Source organism: Streptomyces sp. NPDC003635, from assembly GCF_053587635.1.
Genome location: NZ_JBSFOK010000011.1, coordinates 116,881 through 134,894, shown reverse-complemented (window position 1 = coordinate 134,894; position 18,014 = coordinate 116,881). Strand labels below are relative to the sequence as shown.

The 18,014-nt window shown below is 70.5% G+C and carries 18 protein-coding genes; 9 read left to right on the top strand and 9 right to left on the bottom strand.

The window, feature by feature from the left end; genetic code table 11:
- Positions 1 to 53: 53 nt before the first annotated feature.
- The 5 genes from folP to ACWDRW_RS13640 all read left to right on the top strand — a co-directional run bounded on the left by folP (position 54) and on the right by ACWDRW_RS13640 (position 3,257).
- On the top strand, positions 54 to 980 hold the full coding sequence (gene folP, locus ACWDRW_RS13660) for a dihydropteroate synthase (protein WP_451722880.1): 927 nt from the start codon (positions 54 to 56) through the stop codon (positions 978 to 980).
- Positions 977 to 1,477, top strand: coding sequence for a nuclear transport factor 2 family protein (locus ACWDRW_RS13655; protein ID WP_451722878.1), 501 nt, complete (start codon positions 977 to 979; stop codon positions 1,475 to 1,477). Before folP ends, ACWDRW_RS13655 begins: the two co-directional genes overlap by 4 nt.
- A gap of 262 nt (positions 1,478 to 1,739) precedes the next feature.
- A complete protein-coding gene (folB, locus tag ACWDRW_RS13650; protein WP_186283819.1) occupies positions 1,740 to 2,099 on the top strand; it encodes a dihydroneopterin aldolase in 360 nt (119 codons plus the stop codon).
- A complete protein-coding gene (gene folK, locus ACWDRW_RS13645) occupies positions 2,096 to 2,707 on the top strand; it encodes a 2-amino-4-hydroxy-6-hydroxymethyldihydropteridine diphosphokinase (protein WP_451722876.1) in 612 nt (203 codons plus the stop codon). The genes folB and folK overlap by 4 nt, the downstream gene beginning before the upstream one ends.
- A gap of 61 nt (positions 2,708 to 2,768) precedes the next feature.
- Positions 2,769 to 3,257 (top strand): DUF3180 domain-containing protein, encoded by a 489-nt coding sequence (locus ACWDRW_RS13640; RefSeq protein ID WP_451722875.1) that lies wholly within the window; start codon positions 2,769 to 2,771, stop codon positions 3,255 to 3,257.
- A 3-nt stretch (positions 3,258 to 3,260) separates the two neighbouring features.
- Here the strand turns inward: ACWDRW_RS13640 and ACWDRW_RS13635 are convergent, their stop codons facing one another.
- The 7 genes from ACWDRW_RS13635 to dacB form a co-directional block, all read right to left on the bottom strand.
- A complete protein-coding gene (locus ACWDRW_RS13635) occupies positions 3,261 to 4,109 on the bottom strand; it encodes a hypothetical protein (RefSeq protein WP_451722873.1) in 849 nt (282 codons plus the stop codon).
- Positions 4,110 to 4,317: 208 nt separating this feature from the next.
- Positions 4,318 to 4,923: a GTP cyclohydrolase I FolE gene (gene folE, locus ACWDRW_RS13630; protein ID WP_451722871.1), complete on the bottom strand. Its 606-nt coding sequence runs from the start codon at positions 4,921 to 4,923 to the stop codon at positions 4,318 to 4,320.
- Positions 4,924 to 5,064: 141 nt separating this feature from the next.
- Positions 5,065 to 7,104, bottom strand: coding sequence for an ATP-dependent zinc metalloprotease FtsH (ftsH, locus tag ACWDRW_RS13625; protein WP_451722870.1), 2,040 nt, complete (start codon positions 7,102 to 7,104; stop codon positions 5,065 to 5,067).
- A 231-nt stretch (positions 7,105 to 7,335) separates the two neighbouring features.
- Positions 7,336 to 7,896 (bottom strand): hypoxanthine phosphoribosyltransferase, encoded by a 561-nt coding sequence (gene hpt, locus ACWDRW_RS13620; protein ID WP_269664621.1) that lies wholly within the window; start codon positions 7,894 to 7,896, stop codon positions 7,336 to 7,338.
- Positions 7,897 to 7,948: 52 nt separating this feature from the next.
- Positions 7,949 to 9,010, bottom strand: a complete 1,062-nt coding sequence (gene tilS, locus ACWDRW_RS13615; RefSeq protein WP_451722868.1) for a tRNA lysidine(34) synthetase TilS — start codon at positions 9,008 to 9,010, stop codon at positions 7,949 to 7,951.
- A 192-nt stretch (positions 9,011 to 9,202) separates the two neighbouring features.
- Entirely contained in the window at positions 9,203 to 10,336 is a 1,134-nt protein-coding gene (locus ACWDRW_RS13610) for a zinc-dependent metalloprotease (protein ID WP_451722867.1), read from the bottom strand.
- 113 nt (positions 10,337 to 10,449) lie between these two features.
- The gene (gene dacB / locus ACWDRW_RS13605; RefSeq protein ID WP_451722866.1) at positions 10,450 to 12,027 is read right to left on the bottom strand and encodes a D-alanyl-D-alanine carboxypeptidase/D-alanyl-D-alanine endopeptidase; all 1,578 of its coding nucleotides are present in this window, start codon (positions 12,025 to 12,027) and stop codon (positions 10,450 to 10,452) included.
- A gap of 79 nt (positions 12,028 to 12,106) precedes the next feature.
- On the opposite strand from dacB, the gene ACWDRW_RS13600 reads away from it, so the two are divergent.
- Entirely contained in the window at positions 12,107 to 12,598 is a 492-nt protein-coding gene (locus ACWDRW_RS13600; RefSeq protein WP_031487466.1) for an inorganic diphosphatase, read from the top strand.
- Between the two features lie 106 nt (positions 12,599 to 12,704).
- Positions 12,705 to 14,369: a threonine/serine ThrE exporter family protein gene (locus ACWDRW_RS13595; RefSeq protein ID WP_451722864.1), complete on the top strand. Its 1,665-nt coding sequence runs from the start codon at positions 12,705 to 12,707 to the stop codon at positions 14,367 to 14,369.
- A 23-nt stretch (positions 14,370 to 14,392) separates the two neighbouring features.
- On the opposite strand, the gene ACWDRW_RS13590 is transcribed toward ACWDRW_RS13595, so the two are convergent.
- Positions 14,393 to 15,304: a VTT domain-containing protein gene (locus ACWDRW_RS13590; RefSeq protein ID WP_451722862.1), complete on the bottom strand. Its 912-nt coding sequence runs from the start codon at positions 15,302 to 15,304 to the stop codon at positions 14,393 to 14,395.
- Positions 15,305 to 15,452: 148 nt separating this feature from the next.
- On the opposite strand from ACWDRW_RS13590, the gene ACWDRW_RS13585 reads away from it, so the two are divergent.
- The gene (locus tag ACWDRW_RS13585) at positions 15,453 to 15,818 is read left to right on the top strand and encodes a YbjQ family protein (protein WP_451722861.1); all 366 of its coding nucleotides are present in this window, start codon (positions 15,453 to 15,455) and stop codon (positions 15,816 to 15,818) included.
- A gap of 17 nt (positions 15,819 to 15,835) precedes the next feature.
- Here the strand turns inward: ACWDRW_RS13585 and ACWDRW_RS13580 are convergent, their stop codons facing one another.
- Positions 15,836 to 16,597 carry a MerR family transcriptional regulator gene (locus ACWDRW_RS13580; protein WP_451722860.1) on the bottom strand — a complete coding sequence of 254 codons (762 nt, stop codon included), beginning with the start codon at positions 16,595 to 16,597 and terminating at the stop codon, positions 15,836 to 15,838.
- 111 nt (positions 16,598 to 16,708) lie between these two features.
- On the opposite strand from ACWDRW_RS13580, the gene ACWDRW_RS13575 reads away from it, so the two are divergent.
- Positions 16,709 to 17,992, top strand: a complete 1,284-nt coding sequence (locus tag ACWDRW_RS13575; RefSeq protein WP_451722858.1) for an ion channel protein — start codon at positions 16,709 to 16,711, stop codon at positions 17,990 to 17,992.
- The last annotated feature ends 22 nt before the right edge of the window (positions 17,993 to 18,014 follow it).

Sequence of the window (18,014 nt, the reverse complement as noted above, 5' to 3'; positions counted from 1 at the left end):
CCGCACACACCACCGCACGCCGACCCGGCCCGCCCGGGGCCTACGCTGAACGTATGAGCAAGCAGAGCGGACGCGGGCGCGTGGCAGGCCTTCCTGATTGGGACCGCTGCGCGGTCATGGGAGTCGTGAACGTCACCCCCGACTCCTTCTCCGACGGCGGCCGCTGGTTCGACACCACCGCGGCGGTCAAGCACGGACTGGCCCTGGTCTCCGAGGGCGCGGACCTGGTCGACGTCGGTGGCGAGTCCACCCGCCCCGGCGCCACCCGCGTGGACGAGGCCGAGGAACTCAAGCGCGTCATCCCCGTCGTCCGCGGCCTCGCCTCCGAGGGCGTCACGATCTCCGTCGACACCATGCGCGCGTCCGTCGCCGAACAGGCCCTCGCGGCCGGCGCCGCGCTCGTCAACGACGTCAGCGGCGGCCTCGCGGACCCCGCGATGATCCCGGTCGTCGCCGACGCCGGTGCCCCCTTCGTCGTCATGCACTGGCGCGGCTTCCTCCAGGGCGGCAACGTCAAGGGCGTCTACGAGGACGTCGTCACCGAAGTCGTCGACGAACTGCACGCACGCGTGGAGGCCGTGCTGGCGGGCGGCATCGCCCCCGACCGCATCGTCGTCGACCCCGGTCTCGGCTTCTCCAAGGACGCCGAGCACGACCTCGTACTGCTCGCCCACCTCGACCGGCTGCTCGGCCTCGGTCACCCGCTGCTCGTCGCCGCCTCCCGGAAGCGTTTCCTGGGCCGGGTCCTGGCGGGCCCGGAGGCCGCGCCGCCGCCCGCGCGCGAGCGCGACGCGGCCACGGCCGCGGTCTCCGCGCTCGCGGCGCACGCAGGCGCGTGGGCGGTGCGCGTGCACGAGGTGCACGCGACGGCGGACGCGGTACGGGTCGCCCGCGCCGTCCAGGGAGCGCGCGACACTGCGCGCACGCCGGGCGCGCACTCCACCGGGCGGGGTGCGCACTCCCCCGAAGGAGCCCGGTGAGCGCCCCACACACCGACGTCGAGCAGGTGGAAGCCGCGAACACCGCCTTCTACGAGGCACTGGAGCGCGGCGACTTCGAGGAACTGTCCTCCCTCTGGCTCACCCCGGGCGACCTGGGCGTCGACGAGACGTATCACGACCCGGCCGACAGCGGCGTGATCTCCTGCGTCCACCCCGGCTGGCCGGTGCTGACCGGCCGCGGCGAAGTGCTGCGGTCGTACGCGCTGATCATGGCGAACACCGACTACATCCAGTTCTTCCTCACCGACGTGCATGTCTCGGTCACCGGCGACACCGCGGTCGTGACCTGCACGGAGAACATCCTCAGCGGCGGTCCGGCCCCCGACGGCGGCGAGGAGCTGGGCCCGCTCGTCGGCCAGCTGGTCGTCGCCACCAACGTCCTGCGCCGCACCCCCGCGGGCTGGAAGCTGTGGTCCCACCACGCCTCGCCGGTTCTGGCCGAAACCGACGAGGAAGAAGGCGACGAGACACCGTAGTAAGTGGGTAGGCGCCCCTCAGGAACGCTCGCCAGGAGCAACAAGTGGTTGGAATCACGCCGCCCTGGGTAGGGGCGGCTACCAACCCGTGAGCCGCCGGGTTCCCCAGGGGAAACACGCGATGAAACCTCCTGGACCCGGCGCGGGCCCCGCCCCCGTGGAACGGCCCTGTCAGTGCCCGCAGGTAGATTCGTTCGAGGCCGGTGTGCCGCCCGCACGCGGTACGGACCGGTCGCTACCGACGATTGCAGGAGTGATTCGCGTGGATCGTGTCGCGCTGAGCGGCCTGAAGGCCCGCGGGCACCACGGTGTGTTCCCCAAGGAGCGCGAGGAGGGCCAGACCTTCATCGTGGACCTCGTACTGGGCCTGGACACCCGGCCGGCCGCAGCCGACGACGACCTGGCGAAGACCGTGCACTACGGCATCGTGGCCGAGGAGGTCGTGGCCGTCGTCGAGGGCGAGCCCGTCAACCTCATCGAAACCCTCGCCGAGCGCATCGCCCAGGCCTGTCTGAAGCACGAAGGGGTCCAGGAGGTCGAGGTCCGCGTCCACAAACCCGACGCGCCGATCACGGTCCCCTTCGACGACGTGACCGTCACCATCACCCGGAGCCGAGTATGACCGCGTTCTTCACCGAGGGGCACAGCGACCCGACCGTACAGCCGGTACCCGCCTCCGTCGTCGAGAAGGTCGACGCCGCCGACACCACCCTGCACAACCCGCAGCGAGCCGTGATCTCCCTCGGCTCCAACCTCGGCAACCGCCTGGAGACCCTCCAGGGCGCCATCGACGCGCTGGAGGACACCCCCGGCCTGCGCGTCAAGGGCGTCTCCCCGGTGTACGAGACGGAGCCGTGGGGGGTGGAGCCGGGCAGCCAGCCCTCCTACTTCAACGCGGTCGTGGTCCTGAAGACGACCCTGCCCCCGTCCTCGCTGCTGGAGCGGGCTCAGGCGGTCGAGGAGGCCTTCCACCGCGTCCGGGACGAGCGCTGGGGTCCGCGCACCCTCGACGTCGACATCGTGGCCTACGCGGACGTCGTCTCCGACGACCCGGCGCTGACCCTGCCCCACCCGCGCGCCCATGAGCGCGCCTTCGTCCTCGCCCCCTGGCACGACGTGGAGCCCGAGGCCCAGGTGCCCGGCCGGGGCGCCGTGGCCGAGCTGCTCGGCACGGTCACCCGCGAAGGCGTGCGGCCCCGTCCGGACCTGGAACTCCGGCTGCCCGAGTAGTCGTTAAGGTCAAGAAGATCGGCCACAGTCCGTGGCGATCCGGGGGAGCTGAAGGGACACCGTGAGAGAGCTGCGCATCAGGGTGCTGGCCGGCGTGTTCGTCGTGGCCGGCATCCTGTCCTGGGCGGGCGCCCGCCTCTGGAACTCGATCGGGACCCTGCCGAGCGTCCCTCTGGCCGCACCCATCGTCCTCGCCCTGATCGCCGCGGTGCTGCTGGCCACCGCGCTCTCGCTGCGCGCCCGCCTCAGGGCCCAGCGGGAGCGCCGCCCCGGTGCCAAGGGCGTCGACCCCCTGATGGCCGCCCGCGCGGTCGTCTTCGGCCAGGCCAGCGCCTTGGTCGCCGCCCTCGTCGCGGGCATGTACGGCGGCACCGGCGTCTTCCTGCTGGAGGTCCTGGACATCCCCGCCCGCCGCGACCAGGCCATCTACGCCGGCTTCTCGGTCGTGGCGGGCATCGCCGTCATAGCGGCGGCCCTCTTCCTGGAGCGCGTCTGCAAGCTCCCGGAGGACGACGAGCACAACGGCGCGGGAGCAGCCCCGGCGGCGTGACGGTCACCAGGCCTGACGGGCCAAGTGACCGTTGACCAGGAACCCGGGGTACGGCTCGAGTCGGTAGCTGTAGAGGGTGAACGGCTTGTTCACGGTGCGCCGTCGTCGAACCTCGTGCACCTGCACCCAGGCGGTCTCCCTGAGCTGAAGCGGGTGCCGCTCAGGCACGAAGGTCCCTCGCGTGGGCCAGCTGTCGGTCACGACGAGGTGGGAGGCCGTCCCCGCGGGACGGGGCGAGAAGCGTGCGCCGATCACACGCGCCAATTCCGCGAGAAAGGGCACGTTGCCGCTGACCAGGAGGCGTCCGGCCCAGGCGCCGGAGCGATATCCGTCGCCATCGGTGTAGCCGTCCAGAAAGCCTTCGAATGTCTGCCGGTCCCGAAGCACGACCCGTGGGAATTTCTGCCTCATGTGGTGCGCGTCCCCGCCCACATACTGCCGCATGAGGTCGGCGAGGTAGGACGACACCACTCGCACGCGGTAGCCGGGAACGTCCCGCTGAAGGTAACCCGACGGCCGTGTCACCGCTTCGAGGCGAGCAGGCAGACCGGTAGCCGCGGTGAGGCACGCCGCGAACCGCGAGGCGAACCCCTCGTCGTTGACCACCAACGACACATAGTTCTTGCCGACCGTCCCGTCCGAGCAGTTCGCTCCGATCAGGTAGCCGAACTCGTAGCCCGGCTTGACGGACAACCGCTCACGGCACAACTTCCGGGCCTGGGTCCAAGCCAGGACCGATCCTGCTGCGTCCCTCGCATGAACCCAGCCATCCGGCGTCCCCAGCAGCTGGTCCGGTGCCACGGTGAACGAGACGTGGTCGGAAACGACTTCCACGACCTCGGTGACCCCCATGGCCGCCACCGCCACCACGTCGGTCCGTGCGGTGCGCTCCCCGTCGAACGTCCACAGGCGGTCCCCTACCCGCACGTCACACGCCCTCAGGCGACCACCGAGGGCGTTCACCGTCTGTCTGCTGGGCAGCCCGTACCCCACCGTGCCCCCTTGATCAGCGATCAACACCACTGATCAAGGAAGGTATCGGGCACCACTGACAATCCGGTCAGCGCGCCAGTATCAAGCTCATTGCCTCGGCGCGGGTCGTAGCATCCCGAAGCTGACCGCGCACCGCAGACGTCGTGGTCTTGGCACCAGGCTTGCGAATACCGCGCACCGACATACACATGTGCTCGGCCTCGATGACAACGATCACGCCCCGGGCCTCGAGGATCGTCATCAGGGAATCGGCGACCTGCGTCGTGAGCCGTTCCTGCACCTGCAGACGGCGGGCAAAGACCTCGACGAGCCGAGCAAGCTTCGAAAGGCCGGTGATCTTTCCGCTTTCCGCCGGAATGTAGCCGATGTGGGCCACCCCGTGGAATGGCAGCATGTGATGCTCGCACAAACTGACGATTTCGATGTCCTTGACCAGGACCATCTCGTCATGCCCGATGTCGAACGTAGTCGTCAGCACGTCCTCGGGCTTCTGCCTGTGCCCCGCCAGGAGTTCCCGGTAGGCCCTCGCCACCCGCGCCGGCGTCTCCCTCAGCCCTTCCCGGTCGGGGTCCTCCCCGACCGCGATCAGCAGCTCGCGTACGGCGTTCTCGGCGCGCTTCTCGTCGAACTCGCCGATGCGGCCCTCGCCGTCCAGCGTCACGGGGTCGGTCATGTGGTGCCTCGTTCCTGTGCGGGTGGCGCGTGTGGGTCACGCGTCTGAACTGCGGACATACGACGATGCCGCGCCCCCCAGGCTAAAACCAGGGGGGCGCGGCATCCATTCCGGGCCCGGTGACGTGACCGGGGCCGGGTGTCAGCTCTCGGGACGCTCCTCGGGAGCGGGCTCCGCGGCCGGGGCGGGCTCGGTCACCGTCGACTTGGCGGTGGTGATCGCCGGAGTCGCGCCGTTGGCGCCGTTCGTCAGAGCGAGCTCCTTGGGGGAGAGCACCGGCGGACGGGTGGACGGCGTGCGGCGGGAGGAGCCGGTCCAGGCGGGCCGCGGCGGGCGCTTGACGATGGGGGCGAAGATCTCGGCGATCTCCTCCTTGCCCAGCGTCTCCCGCTCCAGCAGTGCCAGGACCAGGTTGTCGAGGACGTCGCGGTTCTCGACCAGGATCTCCCAGGCCTCGTTGTGCGCCGTCTCGATGAGCTTCTTGACCTCCTCGTCCACCAGCGCGGCGACCTCTTCCGAGTAGTCGCGCTGGTGAGCCATCTCACGGCCGAGGAAGGGCTCGGTGTTGTCGCCGCCGAACTTGATCGCGCCGAGACGCTCGGTCATGCCGTACTGCGTGACCATCGCGCGGGCCGTCGCCGTGGCCTTCTCGATGTCGTTTGCGGCGCCCGTGGTCGGGTCGTGGAAGACCAGCTCCTCCGCCGCGCGACCGCCCAGCATGTAGGCCAGCTGGTCCAGCATCTCGTTGCGGGTGGTGGAGTACTTGTCCTCGTCCGGCAGGACCATCGTGTAGCCGAGGGCGCGGCCCCGGGACAGGATCGTGATCTTGTGGACCGGGTCGGAGTTCGGGGAGGCCGCCGCGACCAGGGCGTGGCCGCCCTCGTGATACGCGGTGATCTTCTTTTCCTTGTCCGACATGATCCGGGTCCGCTTCTGCGGGCCCGCCACGACGCGGTCGATGGCCTCGTCGAGCATCTGGTTGTCGATCAGCTTCTTGTCCGAGCGGGCCGTCAGCAGGGCGGCCTCGTTCAGGACGTTGGACAGATCGGCACCCGTGAAGCCCGGCGTACGGCGGGCGACCGCCGAGAGGTCGACGTCCGGGGCGACCGGCTTGCCCTTCTGGTGGACCTTGAGGATCTCCAGACGGCCCTGCATGTCGGGGCGGTCGACCGCGATCTGGCGGTCGAAGCGGCCGGGGCGCAGGAGGGCCGGGTCGAGGATGTCGGGCCGGTTGGTGGCGGCGATCAGGATCACGCCGCCCTTCACGTCGAAGCCGTCCATCTCGACGAGCAGCTGGTTCAGGGTCTGCTCGCGCTCGTCGTGACCGCCGCCGAGGCCGGCGCCGCGGTGGCGGCCGACCGCGTCGATCTCGTCGACGAAGACGATCGCCGGGGCGTTCGCCTTGGCCTGCTCGAACAGGTCACGGACTCGGGAGGCACCGACACCGACGAACATCTCGACGAAGTCGGAACCGGAGATCGAGTAGAACGGCACCCCGGCCTCGCCCGCGACGGCGCGCGCGAGCAGGGTCTTGCCGGTGCCGGGAGGGCCGTACAGGAGTACGCCCTTGGGGATCTTGGCGCCGACGGCCTGGAACTTGGCGGGCTCCTGCAGGAACTCCTTGATCTCGTGGAGTTCCTCGACCGCCTCGTCCGATCCGGCGACGTCGGCGAACGTCGTCTTCGGGGTGTCCTTGGTGATCAGCTTGGCCTTGGACTTCCCGAAGTTCATGACTCGGGAGCCGCCGCCCTGCATCTGGTTCATCAGGAACAGGAAGACGACCACGATCAGAACGAAGGGGAGCAGCGAGAGCAGGATGCTCACGAAGGCGTTCTGCTTCGTCGGCGAGACCGTGTAGCCGTCCGGGATCTGCTTGTCCTGGAACTTGGTCTGCAGGGTGTTGGCGATGTTCACACCCTGGTCGCCGATGTAGCTCGCCTGGATCTTCGAGCTGTCCTCGATCTTTTCGCCGTCCTTGAGCTGGACCTTGATGGTCTGCTCGTCGCCGGTGGTCAGCTTGGCCGATTCGACCTTGTTGTCATTGATCGCCTGGACGACCTGGCCGGTGTCCACCGTCTTGTAGCCGCCGGACGAGCCGACGACCTGCATCAACACGACCACGGCAAGGACGGCCAGCACGATCCACATGACCGGCCCACGGAAGTATCGCTTCACGTCCATCCATACGGAGCGGTGTCGCCCCGTCCCTCCTGCCATAGTGAGTTTGATAAGACAGTTCTTCTGACGGTACCCCAGCATTGTGGCCCGAAGCCGCACGGAGCCGCTCGACCGGCTGGCGTTCCCGTCTCTGCATGCTCCAACGGCGCGAACCGCGCTGGGGTTCCCGATCGTCCTACAAGCCTCGCCCTTGTGGCTCAGCGCCGGGCCGGGGCCCGGCCGAGCCGTGAGGGGTCAGCCCCCGTAGACGTGGGGCGCGAGCGTACCGACGAACGGGAGGTTGCGGTACTTCTCGGCGTAGTCGAGGCCGTAGCCGACGACGAACTCGTTGGGGATGTCGAAGCCGACCCACTCGACGTCGATGGCGACCTTGGCGGCGTCCGGCTTGCGCAGCAGGGTGCACACCTTCAGCGACTCGGGCTCACGGGAGCCGAGGTTGGACAGCAGCCAGGACAGGGTCAGGCCGGAGTCGATGATGTCCTCGACGATCAGGACGTGCCTGCCCTTGATGTCGGTGTCGAGGTCCTTGAGGATCCGCACCACGCCGGAGGACTGGGTGCCCGCGCCGTAGGAGGACACGGCCATCCAGTCCATGGTGACGGGGGTGGACAGCGCTCGGGCGAGGTCCGCCATGACCATCACCGCGCCCTTGAGCACGCCGACGATGAGCAGGTCCTTGCCCGCGTACTCCGCGTCGATCTTCGCGGCCAGCTCGGCCAGCTTCGCGTCGATCTCTTCCTTGGTGATGAGCACCTGCTGGAGGTCGGCACCCATGTCTTTCGCGTCCACCCGCATCACTTTCGGTCGTCCCACCGGCCGTCCGCCCCTCCGAACAGGAGGTGAGGATTCAGCCTTGCCGAATCACCAGTCTGCCACCCTGGCGCTGGGCCACGACTTTGCCGGGGAGATTGATCGCCCCCTGGCCGCGCCAGCCGGTGATCAACCGGTCGACTTCCTCGATGTGTCGGGCGAAGAGCGAACCCGCGGGGGCGCCCGCCTCGATGGCGGCGCGGCGCAGGATCCGGCGGCGCACGGCGGGCGGGAGGGCGTAGAGCTTGGCGCACTCCAGCAGGCCCGCGGCGTCACGGACGGAGGCCTCGGCCTGACTGGCCCAGGCGTCGAGGGCGTCGGCGTCGTCGCGGCTCAGTTGGGCCGTACGGGCGAGGGCCTCCACGACGCCTTTGCCGAGGGCCTTCTCCAGCGCGGGCAGGCCCTCGTGGCGCAGGCGGGAGCGGGTGTAGGCGGGGTCGGCGTTGTGCGGGTCGTCCCAGACCGGGAGGGACTGGACCATGCAGGCCCGGCGGGCGGTCTGCCGGTCGAGGGCGAGGAAGGGGCGGCGGTAGCGGCCGTCGGCCCCCGAGACCGCGGCCATCCCGGACAGGGAGCGGATGCCGGAGCCGCGGGCGAGGCCGAGCAGGACGGTCTCGGCCTGGTCGTCGCGGGTGTGGCCGAGCAGGATCGCGGCGGCGCCGTGGCGCTGGGCGGCGGCGTCGAGGGCGGCGTAGCGGGCGTCCCGGGCGGCGGCCTCGGGCCCGCCCTCGCGGCCGACGGTCACGGCGGTGGACTCGACCGGGTCGAGGCCGAGTTCGCGCAGGCGCAGCACGACTTCCTCGGCGCGCAGAGCGGAGCCGGGCTGGAGGCCGTGGTCGACGGTGACGCCCCCCGCGCGGATGCCGAGTTTGGGGGCCTCGAAGGCGAGGGCGGAGGCGAGGGCCATGGAGTCGGCGCCGCCGGAGCACGCCACGAGCACGAGCGGCGACGACGGGCGCTCGTGCGGGGGTTCAGGGGAGAGCGGGGTGTCAGGCGAGAGCGGCGTGTCGCGGGAGACACGGCTGTTTTCGTTGAGGATGTCGTGGAGGACGCGGCGGACCGCCAGGCGTATCGCCGCGACCGCAGGATGGGGACCCATGTCCGGTTCCCTTCATGAAGTTTTCGGGGGTGAGCCCGAGGTTCGGTCACTCAGAGTGTGTAGATGGTGACAGAACCGGGCGGTTCCCCGAGCATTGCACGCCTGTCCATGGCTCACGGTCCCTCGGACGGGTGATTGAAGGGGCGTTCGCCTGCCGTCGGCCGGATTCGTTTCACGACCCCTCCCGGGGGGTCACGACTCGGCCTTGCGGTGCACCCGCGCGACCCAGTCCGCCGGTTTGGCGATCTCCGCCTTGGTCGGGAGGGTGTTCGGGGAGGTCCACACCCGGTTGAAGCCGTCCATGCCGACCTGGTCCACGACGGCCCGCACGAAGCGCTCGCCGTCCCGGTACTGCCGGAGCTTGGCGTCCAGGCCCAGCAGCTTGCGCAGGGCCATGTCCAGGCGGGATGCCCCCTTGGCGCGGCGCTGCTGGAACTTCTCGCGGATCTCCGCGACGGAGGGCACCACGGCCGGACCGACGCCGTCCATGACGTAGTCGGCGTGGCCCTCCAGGAGGGACATCACGGCGGTGAGCCGGCCGAGGATCTCGCGCTGGGCCGGGGTCTGGACGATCTCGACGAAGGAGCGCCCGCCGTCGTCCTCCTCGGCCTCGGGCCGACCGCCGGCGAGGGACTGCGCGGCCTCCCGGACGCGCTCCAGGACGGTCATGGGGTCGACGTCGGTCTCCCCCAAGAACGACTGGATTTCGCCCTCCAAGTGGTCCCGCAGCCAGGGCACGGCGGTGAACTGGGTGCGGTGGGTCTCCTCGTGCAGGCACACCCACAGGCGGAAGTCGTGGGGCTGTACGTCGAGTTCGCGCTCCACGTGCACGATGTTCGGCGCGACGAGCAGCAGCCGCCCGCCGCCGTTGGCTCCGGCGGGCAGCTCGCGGGTGGCGGGGGCGAAGGTCTCGTACTGGCCGAGGACGCGCGAGGCCAGGAACGACAGCAGCATGCCCAGTTCGACGCCGGTGACCTTGCCGCCGACGGCGCCGAGGACCGCGCCGCCGGGGGTCGCGCCGCGGCGCTCCTGCATCTTGTCGAGGAGCGGTTTGAGGAGCTCACGGAAGCCTGCGACGTTGGCCCGGACCCAGCCCGGCCGGTCGACCACCAGGACGGGGGTGTCGTGGGTCTCCTCGGTGCCCAGACCGGTGAAGCCCCGGACGTGTTCCTCCGAGGCCTTGGCGTGCCGGCGCAACTCGGCGACGACGGCACGGGCCTCGTCGCGGCTGACCTCGGGGCCCGGCCGCATCAGCCGGGTCGCGGTCGCCACCGCGAGGTTCCAGTCGACCATCCCAGGAGTTGCGGCACCACCGATGCTCGTCATGCGTCAACCGTACGTGAGCGCTGCCGCTTGGGGCAGGGCGTCGGGGCTGGCCGCGCCTGACGGGGTGGGTCCGGTGTGCGAGGACCTGGGCGCCGGCCGGACGCCGGCCGAGCTCACCGGCAGCCGCATGCGGCCAGGGCCGTGGCCGTGGCGTCCAGGGCCGACTGGGCCGCGTCCCGGTTCGAGGTGTCCGTGGCCAGGAACGCGAAGGCCAGCAGATGGCCGTCCTGGTCCACGACCGTTCCGGCCAGGGCGTTCACCCCGGTCAGCGTCCCCGTCTTCGCCCGTACGATGCCGGCGGCCCCGTCCCCGTAACGGGTGGTCAGGGTGCCCGTGAAACCGGCCACGGGCAGGCCCGTGAGGATGGGCCGCAGTTCGGGGTGGGCCGGGTCGCCGGACTTGGCCAGCAGGGCCGTCAGCAGATCCGCCGAGAGGCGGTTGTCGCGGTTCAGGCCGCTGCCGTCCTTGAACTCGGTGCCCTTCACGGGCAGTCCGAGCCGCTCGAGTTCGGCGTGGATCGCGCGGCCCGCTCCCGCGAAGTCGGCACGCTCCCCGGTGGCCACCGCGGTCTGGCGGGCGAGGGCCTCGGCGAGGTCGTTGTCGCTGTTGGTGAGCATGCGTTCGACCAGCGCGGACAGCGGCGGCGAGGACACCTCCGCGAGGGTCTCGGCGCGGCCGGTCGCCTTGGAGGGGCCCGGGGACGAGGTCTTGATGCCGTGCTCGGCGAGGAAGTCCCCGAACGCGCGGGCCGCCTCCGCCGCCGGGTCGGGCACGCGCGTGGCGGTTCCGCTGGTGGAGTCGTCGACCCGGGCCTCGTCCACCATCAGGGCGCTGACCCGCGCGAGGTTCTCGTCCTGCCCGATCGGGTGGATCTCGTCCCCCGCGTAGAGCGTGGTGTCGTACGACAGCGTCACCTCGCGCACGCCGTCCTTCTTCAGGGCGGCGGCCGTCTCCTTCGCCAGGGTGCGGAGACTGGCCTGGCCGTCGGCGTCCTCGCGGGCGGTGAGCGTGGGGTCGCCGCCGCCGACGAGGACGAGCTCCTCGGTGTCGGTCTCCAGGGCGGTGCGGGTGGTGAGGCGGTGGTCCGGGCCGAGGGCGGACAGGACCGCGGCGGCGGTGGCGATCTTCGTCGTGGAGGCGGGGGTGAGCGCGGTTCCGGAGCCGGCGCCGTACAGGCGCCTGCCGGTGGTGACGTCCACGACGGCGGCGGAGTGGCGGGCGCCGAGCGCGGGGGCGTCCAGGAGCGGGTCCAGGACGGCTGCCAGGGCCTTCCGGCCGGGCGTCGACTTCACCCGGCCGGCGGCGCCGCCGAGTCCGCTCAGGACGGACGCGGCGCTGGGGGCGGGCTCGGGGCCCTGGGCGGTCGTAGCGGAATTACGACCGTGATCTGCGCCACCCATGTGCTCCCGGGCGACTGCCCGGTCGCGCTCGGCCGTACGCTGACCCGAGGAGTCCCAGGGACCGGCGGCGGTCACCACCCCGATGGCCAGAGCCAGGCCGACGGTGGCGGCGCCGGTGGTGTACTGCCAGGTCTTCGGCCTTGTGACCTGCGTCGACACGGCTCGGCCAAGCCGCGCGACCCGCGGTCGTGTGGCCGTCGCGGCCCGTGCGAGACGCGGTCGTACGGCGCCCGCGATCCGTGCCAGCCGCGGTCCCGCGGCCCGCCAAGGCCTCAGCTCTGGCACGACCACCAGCCCCTTTCGCGATCACACACCTGCGTGAGGGACACTTAACCACCAGAACTATGTGCTGATCATGGAGGAGCCACCGGTGGAGTTCGACGTCACGATCGAGATCCCGAAGGGTTCGCGGAACAAGTACGAGGTGGACCACGAGACCGGTCGGATCCGCCTGGACCGTCGACTCTTCACCTCGACCGCCTACCCGACCGACTACGGCTTCGTCGAGAACACCCTCGGCGAGGACGGCGACCCGCTGGACGCGCTGGTCATTCTTGACGAGCCGACCTTCCCGGGCTGTCTCATCAAGTGCCGCGCGATCGGCATGTTCCGGATGACCGACGAGGCGGGCGGCGACGACAAGCTGCTGTGCGTCCCGGCGACCGACCCGCGCGTGGAGCACCTGCGCGACATCCACCACGTGTCGGAGTTCGACCGCCTGGAGATCCAGCACTTCTTCGAGGTCTACAAGGACCTGGAGCCCGGCAAGTCCGTCGAGGGCGCCGACTGGGTGGGCCGTACCGAGGCCGAGGCCGAGATCGAGCGTTCCTACAAGCGCTTCAAGGACCAGGGCGGCCACTGAGCACCCAGTCCACCGATGGGCCGCACGCGCACGCGTGCGGCCCATCGTGTTTGTGTGCGCATACTGAGGTTTGGCCTTATGGCGTCGTACAGGGAGCGCTGCGCAAGTGACGGATGCGGAGGACCGCAAGCCGCAGTCGGACGAGGCGACCGGCACGTTCGACCCCGAGATCACATCCGAGTTCGCCATTCCGGAAGGGCTCGTCGTCCCCCAGGGAGGTGAGTCGGAGACATCGTCCGAGTTCGCGCTCCCCCGGGGTTTCGACGCCCCGCCGGGCCCGCCCGTGGAGACGGAGGGGTCGGCGTTCAGCCTGCCGCGCACCTATCACGCCAAGGACGCGCCGCCCGCGTTCACTCCGGCGACCGGCGTCCCCGCGGTCAGTCTGACGAAGAACGTGCCGTGGCAGGACCGGATGCGCACGATGCTGCGCATGCCGGTGGCCGACCGGCCCGCGCCGGAACGGATCCACAAGGTCGAGGAGGAGGGTCCGGCCGTCCCGCGCGTGCTCGACCTGACCCTGCGTATCGGCGAGCTGCTGCTGGCGGGCGGTGAGGGCGCCGAGGACGTCGAGGCGGCGATGTTCGCGGTCTGCCGGTCCTACGGCCTGGACCGCTGTGAGCCGAACGTCACCTTCACCCTGCTGTCGATCTCCTACCAGCCGTCCCTCGTGGACGATCCGGTCTCGGCGGCGCGCACGGTACGGCGCCGCGGGACCGACTACACACGGCTCGCGGCCGTGTTCCGGCTGGTGGACGACCTCAGTGACCCGGAGAGCCACCTCTCCCTGGAGGAGGCCTACCGGCGGCTCGCGGAGATCCGGCGCAACCGGCACCCGTATCCGACCTGGGTGCTGACCTCGGCGAGCGGGCTGCTGGCGGGCGCGGCCTCGGTGCTGGTCGGTGGTGATCTGATCGTGTTCATCGCCGCCGCGGTGGGCGCGATGCTCGGCGACCGGCTGGCGTGGCTCTGCGCGGGGCGGGGGCTGCCGGAGTTCTACCAGTTCACGGTGGCCGCGATGCCGCCGGCCGCGCTGGGGGTCGCGCTGAATCTGGCGCACGTGGACGCGAAGGCGTCCGCGGTGATCACCGGTGGGCTGTTCGCGCTGCTGCCGGGGCGGGCCCTGGTGGCGGGCGTCCAGGACGGGCTGACCGGGTTCTACATCACGGCCTCCGCGCGGCTGCTGGAGGTCATGTACTTCTTCGTGGGGATCGTCGTCGGGGTGCTGATCATCCTGTACTTCGGCGTGAACCTCGGCGCCAAGCTGAATCCGGACGCGGCCCTGAACGTCTCCGAGCGGCCGTACTGGCAGATCGGCGCGTCGATGCTGCTGTCGCTGACCTTCGCGGTGCTGCTGCAGCAGGAACGTTCCACCGTGCTGGCGGTGACCCTGAACGGTGGAGTCGCCTGGTCGGTGTACGGCGCGCTGCACTACACGGCCGGCCTGTCACCGGTCGCTTCCACGGCCGTGGCGGCGGGCCTGGTGGGGCTGTTCGGGCAGTTGCTCTCGCGCTACCGGTTCGCGTCGGCCCTGCCGTACACGACCGCGGCGATCGGGCCCCTGCTGCCGGGGTCCGCGACCTACTTCGGGCTGTTGTCCATCGCGCAGAACGAGGTGGACAAGGGGCTGGTGTCGCTGGCCACGGCCGCTTCCCTGGCCATGGCCATCGCCATCGGGGTGAACCTGGGGTCGGAGATCTCGCGGCTGTTCCTGCGGATTCCGGGCGGATCGGGGGCGGGGCGCAGGGCCGCGAAGCGGACTCGCGGTTTCTGAGCGCCCACGCCCCTCCGGGGGTCTCAGTAGCCCTGGTTGTCGTACGGGTACTGGTTGTTCTGCTGGCCGCCGTAGGGCTGCTGGTCGCCGTACTGCTGCTGGTTGCCGTAGGGCTGCTGATTGCCGTAGGGCTGCTGGTACTGCTGGGCGTAGGGCTGCTGCCGGCCGTAGTACTCGTCGCCGTACTGCTGCTGCGGGGGCTCGTCCGTCGGGTCGATGCGGCGGAGTTGGGTCGTCGCGTCGTCCATCTGCGGCTGCTGCCGGTACTGCTGGTGCTGCTGCGCCGGCGGGGCCGCCGGAGCCTGGGCCCCTGCCCGCTTCTTCTTGGAGCGCTCGCGGAGGTACTCGACGATGATCGGGACGACCGAGATGAAGACGATCAGGATGAGGATCGCCTCGACGTTGGTCTTGATGAAGGAGATCTGGCCGAGCCAGTAACCGGCGAGGGTGACGCCGGTGCCCCAGGCGATACCGCCGATGACGTTGTACGTCAGGAAGGTGCGGTACTGCATCCGGCCGGCGCCGGCCACGATGGGCGCGAAGGTGCGCACGATCGGGACGAAGCGGGCCAGGACGATCGCCTTCGGACCGTACTTCTCCATGAACTCGTGGGCCTTCTCCAGGTTCTCCTGTTTGAAGAGCTTGGAGTTGGGCCGGTTGAAGAGCTTCGGGCCGAAGAACTTGCCGATCATGTAGCCGACCTGGTCGCCGATGACGGCTGCGAGCACGATCAGGGTGCAGACCAGCCACAGCGGCTGGGTGATGTACGTCCCCTCGGCCACGAACAGGCCCGCCGTGAACAGCAGCGAGTCACCGGGCAGGAAGGCGAAGAGGCCCGACTCCGCGAAGACGATCAGCAGAATGCCGGGCAGGCTGAAGGTCTCGATCAGGTAGTCCGGGCTGAGCCACTCGGGGCCGAGCGCAAGCGTGGTCACGGGTTCGTGGCTCCTGCGGGGTGGGGCGGGCGGGGGCTGATGCTCAAAAGTACCAACGCGGCACTCCTACCAACGCACCGCTGGAGCCCCAGGTTCCATGGGCGCGCAAAGGATGCGCCGGGGTCCGGCTCGGGCAAAGCTGTGAACCATGGGCATCGAAGAGTACGGCGGTGGACAGGGCCCTCAGCCCGACGTCCTGGTGGTGACCACGAACGACGTACCCGGCCACCGGGTGCAGGAGGTCATCGGTGAGGTCTTCGGGTTGACGGTGCGCTCCCGGCATCTGGGCAGCCAGATCGGCGCGGGGCTGAAGTCGATGATCGGCGGTGAGCTCAAAGGGCTCACCAAGACGCTGGTGGAGACCCGCAACCAGGCCATGGACCGGCTCGTCGAGCAGGCACGCGCGCGTGGCGCCAATGCCGTGCTCGCGTTCCGGTTCGACGTGACGGAAGCCGCCGATGTGGGCACCGAGGTGTGCGCGTACGGGACGGCCGTGGTCGTGGCCCGGGAGTAGGACCCCCGGGCCGGACCTCATGCGTCGTGGCGGGCGGCGTTCGCCGTGATCGCGTCCCGGAGGTGCTGGGCCAGACCCTCGCGCGTGGCGTCGTAGAACGCCTTGAAGCGCTCGTCCGAGACGTACATCTCACCCAGGCACCGGTGCATCTCGTACGGGCAGTCGTAGTACCACTTGCCGATGTGGCGGCGGTGTTCCTCGGCCAGGTCCATCGCCGCCTGGCCGGTCGGCTGTTCGCCGGCGGCCATCAGGGCGTTGTAGCGCTCCAGCCAGTCGGCGCTCTCGGCCTGGACGCGCTTCCAGTCGTCCTTGGTGTAGCTCGCGGCGCGCCGCTGCGACTCGGCGTAGGCGTCGGTGCCGCCCCAGCGCCGTTCCGCCTCCTCGGCGTACTGTTCCGGGTCCTTGTCGCCGAAGACCTCGAAGCGCTCCTCGGGCGTGAGGTTGATCCCCATCGTGCGTGCCTCCATGGCCTGCTCCACGGCCGCCGCCATCTTCTGCAGTTTCTCGATCCGGGCGGTCAGCAGTTCGTGCTGGCGGCGCAGATGCGCGCGCGGGTCCGTGTCCGGATCGTCGAGCAGGGCGGCGACCTCGTCGAGCGGGAAGCCGAGCTCGCGGTAGAACAGGATCTGCTGCAGCCGGTCGAGGTCGCCGTCGCCGTAGCGCCGGTGGCCCGCGTGACTGCGCTCGCTCGGGACGAGCAGGCCGATGTCGTCGTAGTGGTGCAGCGTACGCACCGTCACACCGGCGAAGCCCGCGACCTGTCCCACGGAGTAGCTCACTTCGTCCGCTCCCTTCTCGGTACGCACTCCACGGTGAATCCTCACGCCACGTGAGGTGCAAGCCCATTCGATATGACCGCTTTGCCGGAATCACCCGCTTATCGTGTCCCCGTGGCTCAGGAGACCGCGCCGCAGGCGCCCGCCGCCCCGGCGACCCCGGCACGCGCCCTGCTGCCGTTGATCCTCCCCGCCCTGCTGGTGGGCGTGGGCGCGAGCCTGCTGTTCCTGGGAGTGAGCGAGGCGGCCGAGGCCCTCCAGCACGTGCTGTGGCAGAACCTGCCCGACGCGCTGGGAGTGGGCCGCTACTCCGTGCTGTGGATGATGATCATGCTGACCGCGACCGGTGTGGCCGTCGGTCTGGTGGTGTGGAAGGCGCCCGGTCACGCCGGGCCCGATCCGGCCACGGTGGGTCTGGACGCCCCCGTCCTGCCGCCCGCCGTGCTGCCGGGCCTGCTGCTGGCGACCGCGCTGATGCTCGCGGGCGGCCCGAGCCTCGGCCCGGAGAACCCGATCATCGCCGTCAACGTGGGACTCACCTTCTGGCTCGGCTGCCGGTTCCTGCCCCGGGCGCCGGGTGCGCTGTGGCCGGTGCTCGCGGAGGCGGCCACGATCGGCGCGCTGTTCGGTACGCCGGTGGGAGCCGCCCTGGTGATCTCGGAGGCCCTGGCCGGGCGCAAGGTGCGGGGGGCCCTGTGGGACAACGTCTTCGCCCCGCTGATGGCGGCCACGGCCGGCGCGATCACCACCACACTGGTCGCCCATCCGACCTTCGACCTGGATCTGCCGGCCTTCGGACACCCCGGCTGGGCCGATCTGCTGGCGGCGCTGGTCGTCGCCTCGGCGGCCGCGCTGCTGGGCCTGGCGGCGGTGTACGCCTTCCCCTACGTCCATGCGGCGTTCGCGCGGCTGCGGCACCCGATGCTGATGCTTCCGGTGGGCGGGCTGGTCCTGGGGCTGCTGGCGGCGCTGGGCGGGCATCTGACGCTCTTCAAGGGGCTGGACGAGGTCGCGGAGCTGGCCGCCGATCCCGACGGATGGTCGGCCGGCGAGTTCGCCACGATGGCGGTGGTGAAGCTGGCCGCGCTGGTCGTCGCGACCTGCTGCGGCTTCCGGGGCGGGCGGATCTTCCCCGCGGTCTTCGTCGGTGTCTCCCTCGGCCTGTGCGCCCACGCGCTGGTGCCGGAGGTGCATCCGGCGCTCGGCGTCGCGACGGGCGTGCTGGGTGTGCTGCTCGCCATCACCCGGCAGGGCTGGATCAGCCTGTTCGTCGCCGCCGTCCTGGTCTCCTCCCCCTCCGTCATCGCCGTGCTGTGCGTGGCCTCGCTGCCCGCCTGGCTGCTGGTGACGGGCCGTCCCCAGATGCAGCTGCGCGAAGACAGCACCCCGATCCGCTGAATTCCCCCGTCGCTCAAGGAGA